Genomic DNA, 17,440 nt, shown 5'->3' on the forward strand with positions numbered 1-17,440 from the left:
TTCCACCACCCTCTACCGTACTCTAGCTTGCCAGTTTTGGATGCAGTTCCCAGGTTGAGCCCGGGGCTTTCACATCCAACTTAACAAACCACCTACGCGCGCTTTACGCCCAGTAATTCCGATTAACGCTTGCACCCTCTGTATTACCGCGGCTGCTGGCACAGAGTTAGCCGGTGCTTATTCTGTCGGTAACGTCAAAATTGCACGGTATTAACGTACAACCCTTCCTCCCAACTTAAAGTGCTTTACAATCCGAAGACCTTCTTCACACACGCGGCATGGCTGGATCAGGCTTTCGCCCATTGTCCAATATTCCCCACTGCTGCCTCCCGTAGGAGTCTGGACCGTGTCTCAGTTCCAGTGTGACTGATCATCCTCTCAGACCAGTTACGGATCGTCGCCTAGGTGAGCCATTACCTCACCTACTAGCTAATCCGACCTAGGCTCATCTGATAGCGCAAGGCCCGAAGGTCCCCTGCTTTCTCCCGTAGGACGTATGCGGTATTAGCGTTCCTTTCGAAACGTTGTCCCCCACTACCAGGCAGATTCCTAGGCATTACTCACCCGTCCGCCGCTGAATCAAGGAGCAAGCTCCCATCATCCGCTCGACTTGCATGTGTTAGGCCTGCCGCCAGCGTTCAATCTGAGCCATGATCAAACTCTTCAGTTCAATACTGCTTGGGTTTTTAAGAAACCCTAAACTTGGCTCAGCAATCTCAAATGACTATGTGATTTCTCGCATGGCCACTTGTGATGCTGATAATCTTGGCGACTATCAGTCCATACTCACAAGCACCCACACGAATTGCTTGATTCAATTTGTTAAAGAGCGTTTGGTTAAGAGCTTTTCGTCTCAACCGAGGCGCGCATTCTACGCTTTCCTCATTTCGTGTCAAGCGTTTATTTTGAAGTTTTTCGTTTCACTTCAAACACTTGACTCGCTGCGATCTCTCGTAGCGGGAGGCGAATCATACAGCGTTACAACTTGCTGTCAACTGCCTTTTTCACCGCTGCCGATCAGATGATCGAAGCACCTCCACCACCCTCTTCAACAATCAACTCTTTGATATTCAAGGAGTTTTTCGTTCCGATGTCGCTGGAAGTGGGGCGCATTATAAGGGGATCTGAGAGGGCGTCAACCGTTAATTTCATCAAATTGGAATATCGGGGGAAAAGACCGTGTCAGGGCTGCCAGGTGTTCGCCGAAAGCCTTGCAGCGCCTATCAGATCGAGCGCCGCCCGCGCGGCGCATCGCGGCACAAGGCCGCTCCTACATTTGTTGCAACGTACCGAACCTGTCAGGCCATGGTTGCCAGCCTTGTTGGTCCGACGCGGTTTCGGCGTGGGCACCACTGCCGCTCCGCACGACTTGAGGCATGCACCAAGGCAGGCGCCGCCTCACTCCCAGGAACAATTGGCCCGAAACAGATGTAGGAGCGGCCTTGTGCCGCGATGCGCCGCGCGGGCGGCGCTCGATCTCATAGGCGCCAGAGAATCTTCGGCGGACACCTCTGAAACACAACACAACCCCAAGGCAGGCACCTCCCAGCCCTCACACCACCCACCAACCCTATCCCAACCTTGCCAACCCACCCTCCCGTTGCGCACTATATTGCGCACCCTAGCGCGCACAATAATCGGAACCCCCCATGAACACCCCAAACCGCAGCCTGACCGCCACGCTGTTCCCCATCGGTCTGCTGCTGATCGCCATGGCCTCCATCCAGTCCGGGGCATCACTGGCCAAGAGCATGTTCCCCATCGTCGGCGCCCAGGGCACCACTGCCCTGCGCCTTATCTTCGCCAGCGTCATCATGCTTCTGCTACTACGCCCCTGGCGCGCACGCCTGGACGCCAGCACCCTGCGCAGTGTGATCATCTACGGCATGGCCCTGGGCGGCATGAACTTCCTCTTCTATATGTCTTTGCGCAGTGTGCCACTGGGTATCGCCGTCGCCCTCGAGTTCACTGGCCCACTGGCCGTGGCGCTATGGGCCTCGCGACGGGCGCTGGACTTCCTGTGGATCGCCCTGGCGGTCGCCGGCCTGCTGCTGCTGATTCCTGTCGGCCAGACCGGTGGCGGGCTGGACCCGGTCGGTGCCGCCTATGCCCTGGGGGCAGGCGTGTGCTGGGCGCTGTACATCCTCTATGGACAGAAAGCCGGTGCCGAGAACGGCATCCAGACCGCAGCCCTGGGCGTTGTGATCGCCGCGCTGTTCGTCGCCCCCATCGGTATCGTCCACGCCGGCAGTGCCCTGCTGACACCCGCGCTCCTGCCAGTGGCCCTGGGCGTGGCCATTCTGTCGACAGCCCTCCCCTACAGCCTGGAAATGGTCGCCCTGACCCGCATGCCCGCCCGTACCTTCGGCACGCTGATGAGTATCGAACCGGCCTTTGGCGCGTTGTCCGGCCTACTCTTCCTGGGTGAGAAACTCACCCTTTGGCAATGGCTGGCGATTCTTGCCATCATCACCGCGTCGGTGGGGGCGACCCTATCCATGAAACGGGACACAGCACCGCCCGTTGCCGTCGACTGATTTGAGAAATATTTGCATTTAGCTGACCTGCAACCTTGTACCACCCGGCCTGGCTGATTAAGCTGTCACCCAATCATCATCTTGACGCTATCTACTGGGCGGCACATGGACGCCGGGGATCATCAGGGAAGAGGCAAAGCGCAAACGACAGGTCCGTTAAAGCAGTCGGGCCGATAAGGACAGGAATGAAACGTATTTTGCTCATTCTGGGCATCCTGGCCATCGCGGGATGCGCCGCGACAGCCAACACCGAGGTGAAACGGGGGAAGAAGGGCCTGCACATCAACTGCTCGGGGCTCTCCTCGTCGTGGGACAAGTGTTATAGCAAAGCCGCCAGCGCCTGCAGCAGCAAGGGCTACAAGGTCATCGCCCGCTCCGGCGACACCGACGAAGAGCCTGGCGACTATGTATTCGGTATCAACCCCGCCGGTTACACCAGCCGCAGCATGATCGTGATCTGCAAATAACGAAAAGGGCAGCCAAGGGCTGCCCTTTCGCTTTCAGGCCCGCCTGTTTCAGATCGGCGCAGTACGCTGCTCCAACCATGCCAACGCGTCCCCAGCCAGCAACGGGGCCAGCCGTTCGCGCACCGTCTGGTGATAGCGATTCAACCAGGCAATGTCCTCGCTACCGAGCTTCTCGACGAGCAGGCAGCGCGTATCGATCGGGCACAGGGTCAGCGTTTCGAACTCAAGGAACTCACCGAACTCGCTGCTACCCGCCTGGCGGTTGACCACCAGGTTCTCGATGCGCACGCCCCATTCGCCCGACCGGTAGGTCCCCGGCTCGATCGAACTGATCATGCCCGGCTGCATCGCTGTCTGCGGCGCCGGCGCAGCTTGGTAGGCAATCACTTGCGGGCCTTCGTGCACATTCATGAAGTAGCCGACACCATGACCGGTGCCATGACCGTAATCGACCTGATCCGCCCAGATCGGTGCCCGCGCGATGGCATCCAGCAACGGCGAAAGAATGCCTCGCGGGAATCGCGCGCGCGACAACGCGATCATGCCCTTGAGCACCCGCGAGCAGTCGGCCTTCTGTGCCTGGCTAGGCTCACCGATCGGCACCATACGGGTAATGTCCGTAGTGCCCCCCAGGTACTGTCCCCCGGAGTCGATCAACAATAGGCCATTACCCTCGATCACGGCATGAGACTCGTCCGTAGCTCGGTAATGTGGCATCGCGCCATTAGCGTTGTACGCGGCAATGGTCGAAAAGCTCAACGACACATAACCAGGACGACGGGCCCGGGCCGCGCTCAGTTGCTCGTCGATGGTCAGCTCGGTGATCCGCTCCTGCCCCTGGTTCGCCTCGAACCAGGCGAAGAACTCGCACAGCGCCGCGCCATCCTGCTCCATGGCCTGGCGAATATGGACGAGGTCCCCCTCCCCCTTGCGCGACTTGCTCAGGGTAGTCGGGTTGATGCTCTCGACCAGCCGCACCTGCTCGTGCAGGTTGTCCAGCAGGCCACGGGTGACCCGCGCCGGATCTACCAGCAGACTCGCCGCAGCCGGAATCGCGGCCAGCGCGTCATTGACCCCAACGTAGTCGCGAACCTCGATACCATCGGCCGCCAGTACCTGGCGCAGGTGGCTATCGACCTTGTCACGCCCGACAAACAGGAACGCCTTGTCCTGGCTGACCAGGGCGAAGGAAACGAACACGGGGTTGTAGGAGACATCGCTACCCCGCAGGTTGAACAGCCAGGCGATGTCGTCGAGGGTGGCGATGAAATGCCAGTCGGCGCCCTTCTCCCGCAGTGTGCTGCGCAACTCGGCGAGCTTTTGCGCACGGTTGACCGTGGCATGGGGTGGCAGGTGCTGGTACACCGGATTGCCCGGCAGCGAGGGGCGCCCCCCCCACACCTGGTCCAGCAAGTCGAGATCCGTGCGCAATGTCGCGCCACGCGCCTGCAGACGCTCGCCCAGTTGCCGCGCCGAGGCCAGGGCCATGACCGCGCCGTCCACCGCGACGGTGCCGGACACTTGCGCACCCAGCCACTCCAGCGCCCCGGGCTCCCCGGGGCGCAGTTTCATCAACTCGATGCCGCTGCCGGCCAGTTCCTTGTCCGCCTGTTCCCAGTAACGACTGTCAGCCCACAGCCCGGCAAAGTCCGCCGTCACCACCAGCGTCCCCACCGAACCAAGGAACCCGGACAGCCACTGCCGACCTTGCCAATAGCCCGGCAGATACTCGGACAGGTGCGGGTCGGCCGAAGGCACCAGCAGGGCATCCACGCCCTCCCGGGTCATGACCTCGCGCACGCGGGCAAGACGCGCCGGGACGGATTCGTGAAGGGGGGACTGACTGTTCATGCGCACTCCTGCGGATAGGTGTCGACGGGTCCAGGGCGTTGATAATGGAACAGCCGGCTGGCGCCCGCAATCTCCACGACCGTAACAAGGCATGCATTGCCCCAACTGCCCTGACGACCGTCGATCCATCCTCCTGAACTAAACCGGCTGCGGGCCTTCACAACCCTTACATACCGTGCGTACGCGAGGCCGAGCATGCCCCACTCACGCGAACCGAAAAGCGCCGTCGTGCTGCTCGACACCCGCGAGCACACACCCGAGCATGAACGCGCAGTCCACCTGAAGATCGCCGATCACCTGGCGCGTCTGCTGGATGTCGAGCGGGTCGAGCCTTCGCCCACGCAATCCGATGCGACCGGCTACTACTATGTACCGACCCAGACCCTGGTCGATCAGGAGCGTCACGCAGCGCTGGGCATTCACGACGAACAGGATCTGTTCGGTGGCATGGTCAGCCATCCGCACATGGCCACCAAAGCCATCTCCCACCCGCTGCCGGCCGACGCCAGCTTTCCGCGCGGCTGGACCGATGCCTTTGCCCAGCATGCCAGCGACGCCCTGCTGCGCGGCTATACCGTGTTCTCCAGGGCCGACGCCCGCCGCGCCGCCGAACTGCTGCTGCGCGATGGGCCGGTAAGGATCAAGCCGGTACTGGCCTGCGCCGGCCGGGGCCAGGAGGTGATCATCGACAGGCTGGCCCTGGAGCCGCTGCTGGAGGCGATGGATGAACAACAACTGAGCTTGTGGGGATTGGTACTGGAAGAAGACCTCGACGAGGTCGAGACCTTCAGCGTAGGGCAGGTACGCGTGGCCGGGCTAACCTTGAGCTATCACGGCACCCAGCACCTCACCCGCGATCATGCGGGCACCGAGGTGTATGGTGGCTCCGACCTGGTGATCGTGCGCGGCGACTACCAGCAACTGCTGCAACTGCCGCTCGAGGACCACCTGCGCCTGGCCATCAACCAGGCCATGACCTACGAAGAGGCCGCCGAACGCTACTTCCCGGGCTTCATCGCCTCACGTCGCAACTACGACATAGCCCGCGGCCAGGACCATCACGGCCATCTGCGCAGCGGCGTGCTTGAACAGTCCTGGCGCCTGGGCGGTGCCAGCCCCGCCGAGGTCCTTGCGCTGCAGGCCTTCGCCGCCGATCCGGCGCTGCAACGGCTACGCGCCTCGACTCACGAGGTATTCGGCGACGCGCAACTGCCCGCCGACGCCACCCTGTTCTACCAGGGCCATGACAGTGAACTTGGACAACTCAGCAAATATGCACGGATACGCGACCATGACCATCGAGAGTGAAACCGTGGAACTGCACGTCGAGGGTGACAGCATCGTCGGCACCCTGGTCAGCCCGGGCAGCCGCATGCCGGGGATCCTCTTCGTCCATGGCTGGGGCGGCAGCCAGCAACGCGACCTGGCCCGTGCCCGGCAGATCACCGGGCTCGGCTGCGTGTGCATGACCTTCGACCTGCGCGGACATGAAAAGACCGAGAGCCAGCGCCTGACCGTCACCCGCGAGCAGAACCTGGCCGACCTGCTGGCCGCCTACGACCGGTTGGCCAGCCACCCGTCGGTCGATCCCGGCGCCATCGCCGTGATCGGCAGCAGCTATGGCGGCTACCTGGCGACCCTGCTCACCCGTCACCGGCCAGTCAAATGGCTGGCGTTGAGGGTACCGGCCCTCTATTGGGACGATGAATGGGAGGCGCCCAAGCAGGCCCTCGACCGCCAGCGGCTCAACGCCTACCGCCTGCGTGACCTCGGGCCGGCCGACAACCGCGCCTTGGCCGCCTGCGCCGAATTCGCCGGCGACGTGCTGCTGGTGGAATCCGAACAGGACGACTATGTGCCGCACAGCACGCTGATGAGCTACCGCTCGGCCTTCGTCGGCGCCCACTCGATGACCCACCGCCTGGTCGACGGCGCCGACCACGCGCTGTCCAGCGAGGAAAGCCAGAAAGCCTACAGCGCCATACTCACGGCGTGGATCAGCGAGATGGTCATCGGCGCGCGCCTGGACCGCTACCCGCACTACGCGCCCTGGTATGCCTGAGTGCTACCCAGCTGACAATGCAGGCCGCCATCGGCGCCACGCACCAGGCTGCGCAGCGTCTGGTACGCGGCGAAGTTCACCCCGCGGGCCTGGTGCTCGCCCAGCAGGTCGAGGAACGGCTCCTCGATGAAGCAGCCGGCGGCGGCGACCCAGGCCTGGCGCGATTGCCAGCGCAGGTGCTGGAGCACCCGACGACCGTCGTCGCTGACCTGGATGCTGACGCTCAGCAGACCATCGCAGCGTTGCGCGAGGTGCTCGCTGCGCACCACCAGGGCCTCGGCCAGGGCGTCCTGGCGCAACGGTGGCACGTCGTACTCGATCATCTGGGTGAACCACAGGGAATGGGTGTTGGCCGCCATGACGCATCTCCTCGTTTCGGGCTCTTGCAGCAGATGGTCGTGGAGGGTAAAACCTCCAGCTAACTCAAGGTCAAGGATTTTATTGCCGATGAAGCCCCCTTCCGCCCAGGAGCGCCTGCTCAGCGTCGGCCAGCTGGCCGCGCGCAGCGGCGTGGCCGTGACCGCCCTGCACTTCTACGAGACCAAGGGACTGATCCACAGCACTCGCAACGCCGGCAACCAGCGCCGCTATCCACGGGCCATGCTGCGCCGGGTGGCGGTGATCAAGATGGCCCAACGCCTGGGCATCGCCCTGGCCGACATCGCCAGCGCCCTGGAGGCCCTGCCCTGCGATCACACCCCTACCGCCGACGACTGGCAGCGCCTCTCGGCGCGCTGGCGCGACGACCTGAGCCGGCGCATCGACGAGCTGGTGATGCTGCGCGATCAGCTCGACGGCTGCATCGGCTGTGGCTGCATGTCGTTGAAGGAATGCCCGCTGCGCAACCATCACGACCGCCTCGCCGATGAAGGCCCGGGGCCGCACCCAACCACCAGCGAAACTCAGCCGCTGATGACCGCGAAACGCCGACGGTAATCGCTGGGGGTCATCCCGGTCAGGCGCTGGAACACCTTGCGAAAGGCGCTGGGGTCCTGATAGCCGACGCCCCAGGCGATCTGGTCGACGCTGCGCCGGGTGAACTCCAGCAAGCGGCAGGCCCGGCCGACCCGCACCTGCTGCGCGTATTCGGTGGGACGCAGGCCGGTGGCGGCGCGAAAGCGACGCAGGAAGGTGCGCGGCTCGAGGCCCGCGCAACCGGCCATGTCGGCCAGGCTGGCATCCCGGGCCTCCTCTGCCTGCAACCAGTGCTGCACCTTCAGCACCGCCTCGTCACCATGGTCCAGGCGCGGCTGGAACAGGGCGCCGGGCAACGGCGCCGGCGAGGGCTCGACCGCAAGATAGCGGGCCGTCTCGCGGGCCAGGGTGTGGCCGAGGAAGCGCTCGATCAGGTGCAGGCCGAGGTCGGTCCAGGCCATCAGCCCGGCGGAGGTGACGATGTCGCCGTCGTCGAGCAGCGGCTGGCTGCCCTGTACCCGCACCCTGGGAAAGCGTTCGGTAAGGGCCTGGGCATAGTTCCAGTGGGTGCAGGCCGCCCGACCATCCAGCAGGCCGCTGCCGGCCACCAGGAACACACCGATGCACACCGAAGCCAGCACGGTGCCCTGGCCGTGCACCTGGCAGAGCGCGGCGCGATGGGCCTGCAACACCTCGGCCGAAGGGGTCGCCGCCAGGCTCGGCGGAATCATCAGCGCCCGCAGCGCATGGCCGTTCGCCGGCTGGCTGTCATGCACCACCTGCAACTGACCCGCTCCATCGAGCTGCCAATGGGTCACTCGCAGTACTGGCAGATCATGGGCGCCCAGCTGCGCGGCGACCCGGTTGGCCACCGCGAACAGGTCGGTCAGGCCGTGCACCGCCGCGCTCTGCGCGCCGGGATAGATCAGCACGCCGATTTCCAGGCTGTCAGTTTTTGCCGTCATTGTGTCGCTCGCGCCTATCCTCGATCGGGTCGCCCAAGCCTATAACTATCGGCAGTTCATCACTACTGCCGCAGGAGGCACCATGAGCAAGCGCGCCCTGATCATCATCGATATCCAGAACGACTACTTCCCCGGTGGCAAATGGACCCTGGACGGCGCCGAGGCGGCGGCCGACAACGCCGCCCGGTTGCTGGCCGCGGCCCGCGAGCGGGGCGACCTGGTGGTGCATGTGCGCCATGAGTTCGAAAGTGCCGACGCGCCCTTCTTCGTGCCAGGGTCGGTCGGCGCGCAGATCCATCCCAAGGTCGCGCTGGCGGCCGGCGAGACGGTGGTGCTCAAGCACAAGGTCAACAGCTTCCGCGACACCCAGCTGAAGGCGCTGCTCGACCAGCACGACATCAAGGCACTGACTATCGCCGGCAGCATGAGCCACATGTGCATCGATGCCGCGACCCGCGCCGCCGCCGACTTCGGCTATGAAGTCAGCGTGGCCCACGATGCCTGCGCAACATTGGCGTTGGAGTTCGACGGCAAGCGGGTGGCGGCGGCCGATGTGCACGCCTCGGCAATGGCCGCGCTGGCGTTCGCCTATGCAAGGGTCGCCAGTACCGACGAGCTGCTGGCCGTTTGAGGGCTCAGATCACCACGTTACGCACGAAACGCACCGGCTCCTGGCCATCGTTGCGGTAGGCGTAGCGGCAGTCGCTGGGGAAGACGAAGAACTCGCCCTTGCCCAGTTGCCGCTCTCCTTCTTCTATGATCAGGGTCAAGCGGCCTTCGCTCACATAGATCTGCTCGCTCCAGCCGGCGGCGTCGGCTTCACTGGCGTAGCACTCGCCCGGGGCCAGGGTCCACTCCCACAACTCGACCTCGCGGCGCGCCGGGCTGCTGCCGAGCAGCACGGCGCGGCTGGCAGGGTGCACACCTGCCCAGGCCAGCTCTTCGATGCGACTGGGGTCTCGCCGGTCCGGCGCCTGGATCAGGGTGCTGAACGCCACCCCCAGCGCTTCGGCGATCAGGTCCAGGGTGGTGAGGCTGACATTCTTCTCGCCGGCCTCGATGGCCACCAGCATCCGCCGGCTGACCCCGGAACGCTCGGCCAGGACGGCCTGGCTCAGGCCGGCGTCGCCACGCAGGCGACGAACGTTCTGGCTGACATGCTGCAGCACCGATGCCCGGTGCTCGGAATCTTTGTGCACTATATTGCTCACTGGTAGGGGATGCGCAGTATACTGCCCACTTTGCGGCGAATTGTGCGCCGCCCCTTCCGAGTGCGCAAGACCATGAGCCAGGCCCCCACCCGCAAACCCACCGTCAGCTTGCGCCTGAGCAAGGCCGAACTGGTGCTGGTGTTCATCACCATGCTCTGGGGCGGCACCTTCCTGATCGTGCACAACGTCATGACCGTCAGCGGGCCGATGTTCTTCGTCGGCCTGCGCTTTGCCGCCGCCGCGCTGTTCGTCGGCCTGGTGTCGGCCCGTTCGCTGTCGGGGCTGACCTTCACCGAGCTCAAGGCCGGCGTGCTCATCGGCGTGTCGATCATGCTTGGCTACGGCTTGCAGACCATGGGCCTGCAGACCATCAGCAGCAGCCAGTCGGCATTCATCACCGCGCTCTACGTGCCCTTCGTGCCGCTGCTGCAATGGCTGGTGCTGGGCCGGCGCCCGGGCCTGATGCCGAGCCTGGGCATCGGCCTGGCCTTCGTCGGCCTGATGCTGCTGGCCGGCCCCGAGGGCGGCGCGCTGCACTTCAGCGAAGGCGAACTGGTGACCCTGGTCAGCGCCGTGGCGATTGCCGGCGAAATCATCCTGATCAGCCGCTACGCCGGCAAGGTCGATGTGCGCCGGGTCACCGTGGTGCAACTGGCCACCGCCTCGGCGCTGTCGTTCCTGATGATCGTGCCGACCCAGGAGCAACTGCCCGGTTTTTCCTGGCTGCTGCTGGCAAGCGCGGTGGGCCTGGGGGCCATGAGCGCGGTGATCCAGGTGGCGATGAACTGGGCGCAGCAGTCGGTTTCGCCGACCCGCGCTACCCTGATCTACGCTGGCGAGCCGGTGTGGGCCGGTATCGTCGGGCGTATCGCCGGCGAGCGCCTGCCGGGCGTGGCGCTGATCGGCGGGCTGCTGATCGTGCTGGCAGTGGTGGTGAGCGAGCTGAAGATCCGACGCCAGGATGAGGCCAGCGCCTTGCAGGATGATGAGGCGCGCGAGCGCGAGGCGGGATTGTAGGCAAGGCAACCACCCTGTGTAGGAGCGGCCTTGCGCCGCGAAAGGGCTGCAAAGCAGCCCCGGCGGTTGAACACTGAATCCCCGGGGCCGCCATGCGGCCCTTTCGCGGCACAAGGCCGCTCCTACACAGGGAACGCACAACCCCACGGGCACACGATCAGCCGCTATGCTCTGAAAGAAACTGTTATAAAAAAACAGCTTGTCACAGCACATTTGTAGGATCCTGCAAACCCTTGCGTGTTGGTGATCAACCGTCCGGCACGTATGATCCTTGGCAAACTTCTCAGAACAGAACGCTATGTCATTGATTGTGCTATTGCTTCTGCCCTTCCTGGGCAGTTGCCTGGCGGCTGTACTGCCGCACAACGCACGCAACGCCGAGTCCATTCTTGCCGGGCTCGTGGCCCTGGTCGGCACCGTCCAGGTGGCGTTGCTGTACCCCCAGATTGCCGATGGCGGGGTGATCCGCGAAGAGTTCCTCTGGTTACCGAGCCTGGGCCTGAACCTGGTCCTGCGCATGGACGGCTTCGCCTGGCTGTTCAGCCTGCTGGTGCTGGGCATCGGTACCCTGGTGTCGCTGTACGCCCGCTACTACATGTCGCCCCAGGACCCGGTGCCGCGCTTCTTCGCCTTCTTCCTGGCGTTCATGGGTGCCATGCTCGGCCTGGTGATCTCCGGCAACCTGATCCAGCTGGTGTTCTTCTGGGAGCTGACCAGCCTGTTCTCCTTCCTGCTGATCGGCTACTGGCACCACCGCGCCGACGCCCGCCGCGGCGCCTACATGGCGTTGATGGTCACGGGGGCCGGCGGCTTGTGCCTGCTGGTCGGGGCCCTGCTGCTCGGCCATGTGGTCGGCAGCTATGACCTGGACAAGGTCCTGGCTGCCGGCGACACCATCCGCCAGCATGCGCTGTACCCGGTGCTGCTGCCCCTCATCCTGATCGGCGCCCTGAGCAAGAGCGCACAATTCCCCTTCCAGTTCTGGCTGCCCCATGCCATGGCGGCCCCAACCCCCGTCTCGGCTTACCTGCACTCGGCGACCATGGTCAAGGCCGGGGTGTTCCTGCTGGCCCGCCTGTGGCCGGCGCTGTCGGGCAGCGAGGAATGGTTCTGGATCGTCGGCGGCGCCGGCGCCGCCACCCTGCTGCTCGGCGCCTTCGCCGCGATGTTCCAGAACGACCTCAAGGGCCTGCTGGCCTATTCGACCATCAGCCACCTGGGCCTGATCACCCTGCTGCTGGGCCTGAACAGCCCGCTGGCGGCGGTCGCCGCGGTGTTCCACATCCTCAACCACGCCACCTTCAAGGCCTCGCTGTTCATGGCGGCGGGGATCATCGACCACGAGAGCGGCACCCGTGACATCCGCCGCCTGAGCGGCCTGTTCCGCCTGGTGCCGTTCACCGCGACCCTGGCGATGGTCGCCAGCGCCTCGATGGCCGGCGTGCCGTTGATGAACGGTTTCCTGTCCAAGGAGATGTTCTTCGCCGAGACCGTATTCATCACCTCCACGGCCTGGGTCGAAGCGGCCCTGCCGGTGATCGCCACCCTCGCCGGGACCTTCAGCGTGGCCTACGCGCTGCGCTTCACCGTCGACGTGTTCTTCGGCCCACCGGCCCAGGACCTGCCGCACACGCCCCACGAGCCGCCGCGCTGGATGCGCGCGCCGGTCGAGCTGCTGGTGCTCACCTGCCTGGTGGTGGGCATCTTCCCGGCGCAATCGGTCGGTCCGCTGCTGGCCGCTGCCGCCACACCGGTGGTGGGCGGCGTCCTGCCGGAATACAGCCTGGCCATCTGGCACGGCTGGAACGCGCCACTGATGATGAGCCTGATCGCCATGACCGGCGGCATTGTCCTCTACCTGCTGTTGCGCAAGCAGCTGCAGCGCGGCCGTTTCCCCTACCCGCCGCTGATCGAGCGCTTCAACGGCAAGCGCCTGTTCGAGCACGGCCTGGTGCGCCTGATGCTGCTGGCCCGGCATGCCGAGCGCCTGCTGACCACCAAGCGCCTGCAGACGCAACTGTTCATGCTGGTGCTGGCGGCCTTCGTCGCCGGCCTGGTGCCGCTGCTGTACAGCGGTCTGAGCTGGGGCGACCGGCCGAAGATCCCGGGCTCCGGGGTGTTCGTCGCCCTCTGGCTGATCGCCATCGCCTGCGCCATCGGCGCCGCCTACCAGGCCAAATACCATCGACTGGCGGCCTTGATCATGGTCGGTGTCTGCGGCCTGATGACCTGCATCACCTTCGTCTGGTTCTCCGCGCCGGACCTGGCGCTGACCCAGCTGGCGGTCGAGGTGGTCACCACCGTGCTGATCCTGCTCGGCCTGCGCTGGCTGCCACGGCGTATCGAAGGCGTGTCGCCGTTGCCCGGCAGCCAGGACCGCGCACGCCTGCGGCGCCTGCGCGACCTGGTGCTGGCAGTGCTGGTCGGCGGCGGCATGGCGTTGCTGTCCTACGCCATGCTGACCCGCCCGACACCCAACGACATCTCCTCGTTCTACCTCAGCCGCGCCCTGCCACAGGGCGGCGGCAGCAACGTGGTCAACGTAATGCTGGTGGACTTCCGCGGCTTCGACACCCTGGGCGAGGTCACCGTGCTGGTGGCCGTGGCGCTGACCGTGTTCGCCCTGTTGCGCCGCTTCCGCCCGCCGAAGGAGAGCATGCAGTTGCCGGCCCAGCAGCGCCAGTTGGCGCCGGACGTGGTCACCGACCTGGTCAACCCGCGTCAGGCCACCGACACCGCGCTCGGATTCATGATGGTGCCGGCCGCCCTGGTGCGCCTGCTGCTGCCAATCGCCCTGCTGGTGTCGATGTACCTGTTCATGCGCGGCCACAACCAGCCGGGCGGTGGTTTCGTCGCCGGCCTGGTGATGTCGGTCGCGTTCATCCTGCAGTACATGGTCGCCGGCACCCAGTGGGTCGAGGCGCAGATGAGCCTGCGTCCGCTGCGCTGGATGGGCACTGGGCTGCTCTGCGCCACCCTCACCGGTGCCGGGGCGATGCTGCTGGGCTACCCGTTCCTGACCACCCACACCGCCCACCTGCACCTGCCACTGCTGGGTGACGTGCACGTGGCCAGCGCGCTGTTCTTCGACATCGGCGTGTACACCGTGGTGGTCGGCTCGACCCTGCTGATCCTCACCGCCCTGGCCCACCAGTCGGTGCGTGCCTACCGCCCCGCCAAGTCCAGCCAAGCAGGAGCCGCCTGATGGAAGAAGTCATTGCAGTCGCCATCGGTGTCCTGGCCGCCTCCGGGGTCTGGCTGGTCCTGCGCCCGCGAACCTACCAGGTGATCATGGGCCTGTGCCTGCTGTCCTACGGGGTCAACCTGTTCATCTTCAGCATGGGCAGCCTGTTCATCGGCAAGGAGCCGATCATCAAGGACGGCGTGCCCCACGACCTGCTGCACTACACCGACCCGTTGCCCCAGGCGCTGGTGCTCACCGCGATCGTCATCAGCTTCGCCATGACCGCACTATTTCTGGTGGTGCTACTCGCCTCCCGCGGGCTGACCGGGACCGACCACGTCGATGGCCGGGAGCGTGAGGAATGAGCGGGATGAACCAATTGATCATCGCGCCGATCCTGCTGCCCTTGATCACCGCATCGTTGATGCTGCTGATCGGCGAGAAACACCGCTGGCTGAAGGCGCGCCTGAACCTGCTGTCCACCGCCCTCGGCCTGGGCATCGCCGTCACCCTGCTGATGTGGGTGCGCACCCAGGGCCAGGCCGAGTCCATCGGCGTCTACCTGCCGGGCAACTGGCCGGCGCCGTTCGGCATCGCCCTGGTGGTCGATCACCTGTCGGCGCTGCTGCTGACCCTGACCGGTATCGTCGGCTTGAGCGCCCTGCTGTTCGCCCGGGCGCGCTGGGATGGCGCCGGAGCCAGCTTCCACGCGCTGTTCCAGATCCAGCTGATGGGCCTGTACGGTGCGTTCCTCACCGCCGACCTGTTCAACCTGTTCGTGTTCTTCGAGGTGCTGCTGGCGGCCTCCTACGGCCTGCTGCTGCATGGCTCGGGGCGGGCGCGGGTCAAGGCCGGGCTGCACTACATCGCCATCAACCTGTTCGCCTCGTCGCTGTTCCTGGTCGGCGCGGCCATGCTCTATGGCGTGACCGGCACCCTGAACATGGCCGACCTGGCGCTGAAAGTGCCGCTGGTCCCGGAAGCCGACCGCGGCCTGCTGCATGCCGGCGCGGCGATCCTGGCCATCGCCTTCCTGGCCAAGGCCGGGATGTGGCCGTTGAACTTCTGGCTGGTGCCGGCCTATTCATCGGCCAGCGCGCCGGTGGCCGCGCTGTTCGCAATCATGACCAAGGTCGGGCTGTACGCCATCCTGCGCATGTGGACGCTGCTGTTCTCCGGCCAGGCCGGCGCCTCGGCGTTCTTCGGCGGCGACTGGCTGGTGTACGGCGGCCTGGCGACCCTGGCCGTGGCGGCCATGTCGATCCTCGCCGCCCAGCGCCTGGAGCGCCTGGCGGCCCTGAGCATCCTGATGTCCGCCGGTACACTGCTGGCCGCCGTCGGCTTCGGCCAGTCGATCCTGACCGGCGCCGCGCTGTTCTACCTGGCAAGCTCCACCCTGGCCCTGTGCGCGCTGTTCCTGCTGGCCGAGCTGGTGGAGCGTTCGCGCTCGGCCAACGAGGCGCCGCTGGACGATGAAGAAGATGCGATGCCTTCGCCGCTGGAGTCGCTGCATCCGCCCAAGGGCATCAACCTGGACGACGAGCAACAGGTAGTGATCGGCCAGATCATTCCCTGGACCATGGCCTTCCTGGGCCTGAGCTTCATCGCCTGCGCCCTGCTGATCATCGGCATGCCGCCGCTGTCGGGCTTCATCGGCAAGCTCAACCTGATCAGCGCGCTGTTCAACCCGCAAGGTCTGGGCGTTGCCCCGGAGCAACCGTTGGGCGCCGCGGGCTGGACCCTGGTCACCCTGCTGGTGCTGTCCGGCATGGCCTCGCTGATCGCCTTCGGCCGTGTCGGCATCCAGCGCTTCTGGAAGCCCGAGGAGCGCCCCTCCCCGGTGTTGCGTCGCTATGAATGCGTGCCCATCGTCATCCTCCTGGGCCTATGCATCTTCCTCAGCCTCAAGGCCGAACCACTGCTGCGCTACACCCAGGACACCGCCGCCAGCCTGCGCACGCCGGAAGCCTACATCAAGGCGGTGATGGCGACCCGGCCGGTGCCCGGCCCGACCACCGCCGGCCTGGAGGTGCAGCCATGAACCGACTGTTCCCCGCGCCGCTGCTGTCCGTCGCGCTGTTCGTGCTGTGGCTGCTGCTCAATCTGTCGGTCAGCCCGGGCAACCTGCTGCTGGGCGCCCTGCTGGGCATCCTCGCGCCGATCCTGATGGCGCCGCTGCGCCCGCAGCATGCCCACGTGCGCCGGCCCTGGGTGATCGCCAAGCTGATCGGCCGGGTCGGCCTCGACGTGATCCATTCCAACCTGCAAGTCGCCCGTGGTGTCCTGCGCGCCGGCAGCACGCCACCGCGCTCGGCATTCGTGCACATCCCGCTGGACCTGCGCGACGCCCACGGCCTGGCGGCGCTGTCGATGATCACCACCGTGGTGCCGGGCACCATCTGGTCGGAGCTGGCCCTGGACCGCAGCATGCTGCTGCTGCACGTGTTCGACCTGGACGACGAACCAGCATTCATCGAGCACTTCAAACACACCTATGAACGCCCGCTGATGGAGATCTTCGAATGAGCGGCCTGCTTGCCAATGCCGTCCTCGCCAGCCTGTTCATCTTCGCCCTGGCCATGGGCCTGACGCTGATCCGGCTGTTTCGCGGTCCATCCGCCCAGGATCGGGTACTGGCACTGGACTACCTGTACATCCTGGGCATGCTGATGATGCTGGTGCTGGGCATCCGCTACGCCAGCGACACCTACTTCGAAGGCGCCCTGCTGATAGCCCTGTTCGGCTTCGTCGGCTCTTTCGCCCTGGCCAAGTTCCTCCTGCGTGGCGAGGTGATCGAATGAACGAATCCGTGGTATTGCCGCTCTGGCTTGAGCTGATCACGGCAGCCCTGCTGCTCATCGGCAGCCTGTTCGCCCTGATTGGCGCCATCGGCCTGGTGCGCCTGAAGGAGTACTTCCAGCGCATGCACCCGCCCGCGCTGGCCTCGACCATCGGCGCCTGGTGCGTGGCGCTGGCCTCGATCCTGTACTTCTCGGTGCTCAAGCAGAGCCCGGTGCTGCATGCCTGGCTGATTCCGATCCTGCTGTCGATCACCGTGCCGGTGACCACCCTGCTGCTGGCCAGGGCCGCGCTGTTTCGCAAGCGCACCTCGGGCGAGGACGTACCGGAGGAAGTCAGCAGCGGGCGTGATCGCGGTAACTGAAGTGGCCTCAAGCCACGCACGCCCGTTGTAGGAGCGGCCTTGCGCCGCGAATGGGCCGGAAAGCGGCC

17 protein-coding genes and 1 rRNA gene (1 of these 18 only partly in view) are annotated in these 17,440 nt (G+C 65.3%); 13 read left to right on the forward strand and 5 right to left on the reverse strand.

The features are described 5' to 3' along the window. Window positions 1-670: ribosomal RNA gene (locus AC0MAZ_RS20630) — 16S ribosomal RNA — on the reverse strand; it reaches 867 nt to the left of the window's first position. 979 nt (window positions 671-1,649) lie between these two features. Between AC0MAZ_RS20630 and rhtA the strand changes: the two genes are divergently transcribed. Both rhtA and AC0MAZ_RS20640 read left to right on the forward strand, forming a co-directional pair. Continuing rightward, entirely contained in the window at window positions 1,650-2,537 is an 888-nt protein-coding gene (rhtA, locus tag AC0MAZ_RS20635; RefSeq protein ID WP_475858985.1) for a threonine/homoserine exporter RhtA, read from the forward strand. A 185-nt stretch (window positions 2,538-2,722) separates the two neighbouring features. Beyond that, window positions 2,723-3,004: a hypothetical protein gene (locus AC0MAZ_RS20640; protein ID WP_186714886.1), complete on the forward strand. Its 282-nt coding sequence runs from the start codon at window positions 2,723-2,725 to the stop codon at window positions 3,002-3,004. 48 nt (window positions 3,005-3,052) lie between these two features. Here the strand turns inward: AC0MAZ_RS20640 and AC0MAZ_RS20645 are convergent, their stop codons facing one another. After that, window positions 3,053-4,855, reverse strand: coding sequence for an aminopeptidase P family protein (locus AC0MAZ_RS20645; protein WP_232856323.1), 1,803 nt, complete (start codon window positions 4,853-4,855; stop codon window positions 3,053-3,055). Window positions 4,856-5,050: 195 nt separating this feature from the next. Between AC0MAZ_RS20645 and AC0MAZ_RS20650 the strand changes: the two genes are divergently transcribed. Next, window positions 5,051-6,163 carry a DUF3182 family protein gene (locus AC0MAZ_RS20650; RefSeq protein ID WP_475858987.1) on the forward strand — a complete coding sequence of 371 codons (1,113 nt, stop codon included), beginning with the start codon at window positions 5,051-5,053 and terminating at the stop codon, window positions 6,161-6,163. After that, window positions 6,147-6,917, forward strand: coding sequence for an alpha/beta hydrolase family protein (locus AC0MAZ_RS20655; RefSeq protein ID WP_203651938.1), 771 nt, complete (start codon window positions 6,147-6,149; stop codon window positions 6,915-6,917). The genes AC0MAZ_RS20650 and AC0MAZ_RS20655 overlap by 17 nt, the downstream gene beginning before the upstream one ends. Here the strand turns inward: AC0MAZ_RS20655 and AC0MAZ_RS20660 are convergent. Then, window positions 6,896-7,276 (reverse strand): antibiotic biosynthesis monooxygenase, encoded by a 381-nt coding sequence (locus AC0MAZ_RS20660; protein ID WP_203651937.1) that lies wholly within the window; start codon window positions 7,274-7,276, stop codon window positions 6,896-6,898. The genes AC0MAZ_RS20655 and AC0MAZ_RS20660 overlap by 22 nt on opposite strands. Window positions 7,277-7,364: 88 nt before the next feature. On the opposite strand from AC0MAZ_RS20660, the gene soxR reads away from it, so the two are divergent. Then, complete coding sequence (soxR, locus tag AC0MAZ_RS20665) at window positions 7,365-7,853, forward strand: redox-sensitive transcriptional activator SoxR (protein WP_232856325.1); 489 nt, start codon at window positions 7,365-7,367, stop codon at window positions 7,851-7,853. Here soxR and AC0MAZ_RS20670 read toward each other — a convergent pair. Then, window positions 7,820-8,797, reverse strand: coding sequence for a GlxA family transcriptional regulator (locus AC0MAZ_RS20670; protein WP_475858989.1), 978 nt, complete (start codon window positions 8,795-8,797; stop codon window positions 7,820-7,822). The two genes, soxR and AC0MAZ_RS20670, sit on opposite strands and share 34 nt — an antisense overlap. An 82-nt stretch (window positions 8,798-8,879) precedes the next feature. Here AC0MAZ_RS20670 and AC0MAZ_RS20675 point away from each other — a divergent pair, with 82 nt between their 5' ends. Beyond that, the gene (locus AC0MAZ_RS20675) at window positions 8,880-9,428 is read left to right on the forward strand and encodes a cysteine hydrolase family protein (protein WP_475858990.1); all 549 of its coding nucleotides are present in this window, start codon (window positions 8,880-8,882) and stop codon (window positions 9,426-9,428) included. Between the two features lie 4 nt (window positions 9,429-9,432). Here the strand turns inward: AC0MAZ_RS20675 and AC0MAZ_RS20680 are convergent, their stop codons facing one another. After that, window positions 9,433-9,996 carry a helix-turn-helix domain-containing protein gene (locus tag AC0MAZ_RS20680; protein WP_254464475.1) on the reverse strand — a complete coding sequence of 188 codons (564 nt, stop codon included), beginning with the start codon at window positions 9,994-9,996 and terminating at the stop codon, window positions 9,433-9,435. Window positions 9,997-10,080: 84 nt separating this feature from the next. Here AC0MAZ_RS20680 and AC0MAZ_RS20685 point away from each other — a divergent pair, with 84 nt between their 5' ends. The 7 genes from AC0MAZ_RS20685 to AC0MAZ_RS20715 all read left to right on the forward strand — a co-directional run bounded on the left by AC0MAZ_RS20685 (window position 10,081) and on the right by AC0MAZ_RS20715 (window position 17,372). Further along, the gene (locus tag AC0MAZ_RS20685; protein WP_203651932.1) at window positions 10,081-11,025 is read left to right on the forward strand and encodes a DMT family transporter; all 945 of its coding nucleotides are present in this window, start codon (window positions 10,081-10,083) and stop codon (window positions 11,023-11,025) included. A 298-nt stretch (window positions 11,026-11,323) separates the two neighbouring features. Then, window positions 11,324-14,230: a monovalent cation/H+ antiporter subunit A gene (locus tag AC0MAZ_RS20690; RefSeq protein ID WP_203651931.1), complete on the forward strand. Its 2,907-nt coding sequence runs from the start codon at window positions 11,324-11,326 to the stop codon at window positions 14,228-14,230. Further along, window positions 14,230-14,574 carry a Na+/H+ antiporter subunit C gene (locus tag AC0MAZ_RS20695; protein WP_028690551.1) on the forward strand — a complete coding sequence of 115 codons (345 nt, stop codon included), beginning with the start codon at window positions 14,230-14,232 and terminating at the stop codon, window positions 14,572-14,574. Before AC0MAZ_RS20690 ends, AC0MAZ_RS20695 begins: the two co-directional genes overlap by 1 nt. Then, window positions 14,571-16,250 carry a monovalent cation/H+ antiporter subunit D gene (locus tag AC0MAZ_RS20700; RefSeq protein WP_475858993.1) on the forward strand — a complete coding sequence of 560 codons (1,680 nt, stop codon included), beginning with the start codon at window positions 14,571-14,573 and terminating at the stop codon, window positions 16,248-16,250. The genes AC0MAZ_RS20695 and AC0MAZ_RS20700 overlap by 4 nt, the downstream gene beginning before the upstream one ends. After that, window positions 16,247-16,735 (forward strand): Na+/H+ antiporter subunit E, encoded by a 489-nt coding sequence (locus AC0MAZ_RS20705; RefSeq protein ID WP_475858995.1) that lies wholly within the window; start codon window positions 16,247-16,249, stop codon window positions 16,733-16,735. Before AC0MAZ_RS20700 ends, AC0MAZ_RS20705 begins: the two co-directional genes overlap by 4 nt. After that, window positions 16,732-17,010 (forward strand): K+/H+ antiporter subunit F, encoded by a 279-nt coding sequence (locus AC0MAZ_RS20710; protein ID WP_011534656.1) that lies wholly within the window; start codon window positions 16,732-16,734, stop codon window positions 17,008-17,010. Before AC0MAZ_RS20705 ends, AC0MAZ_RS20710 begins: the two co-directional genes overlap by 4 nt. Further along, entirely contained in the window at window positions 17,007-17,372 is a 366-nt protein-coding gene (locus AC0MAZ_RS20715) for a Na+/H+ antiporter subunit G (RefSeq protein ID WP_475858996.1), read from the forward strand. Before AC0MAZ_RS20710 ends, AC0MAZ_RS20715 begins: the two co-directional genes overlap by 4 nt. Window positions 17,373-17,440 lie beyond the last annotated feature (68 nt).

It is taken from the genome of Pseudomonas sp. A, from assembly GCF_056270345.1.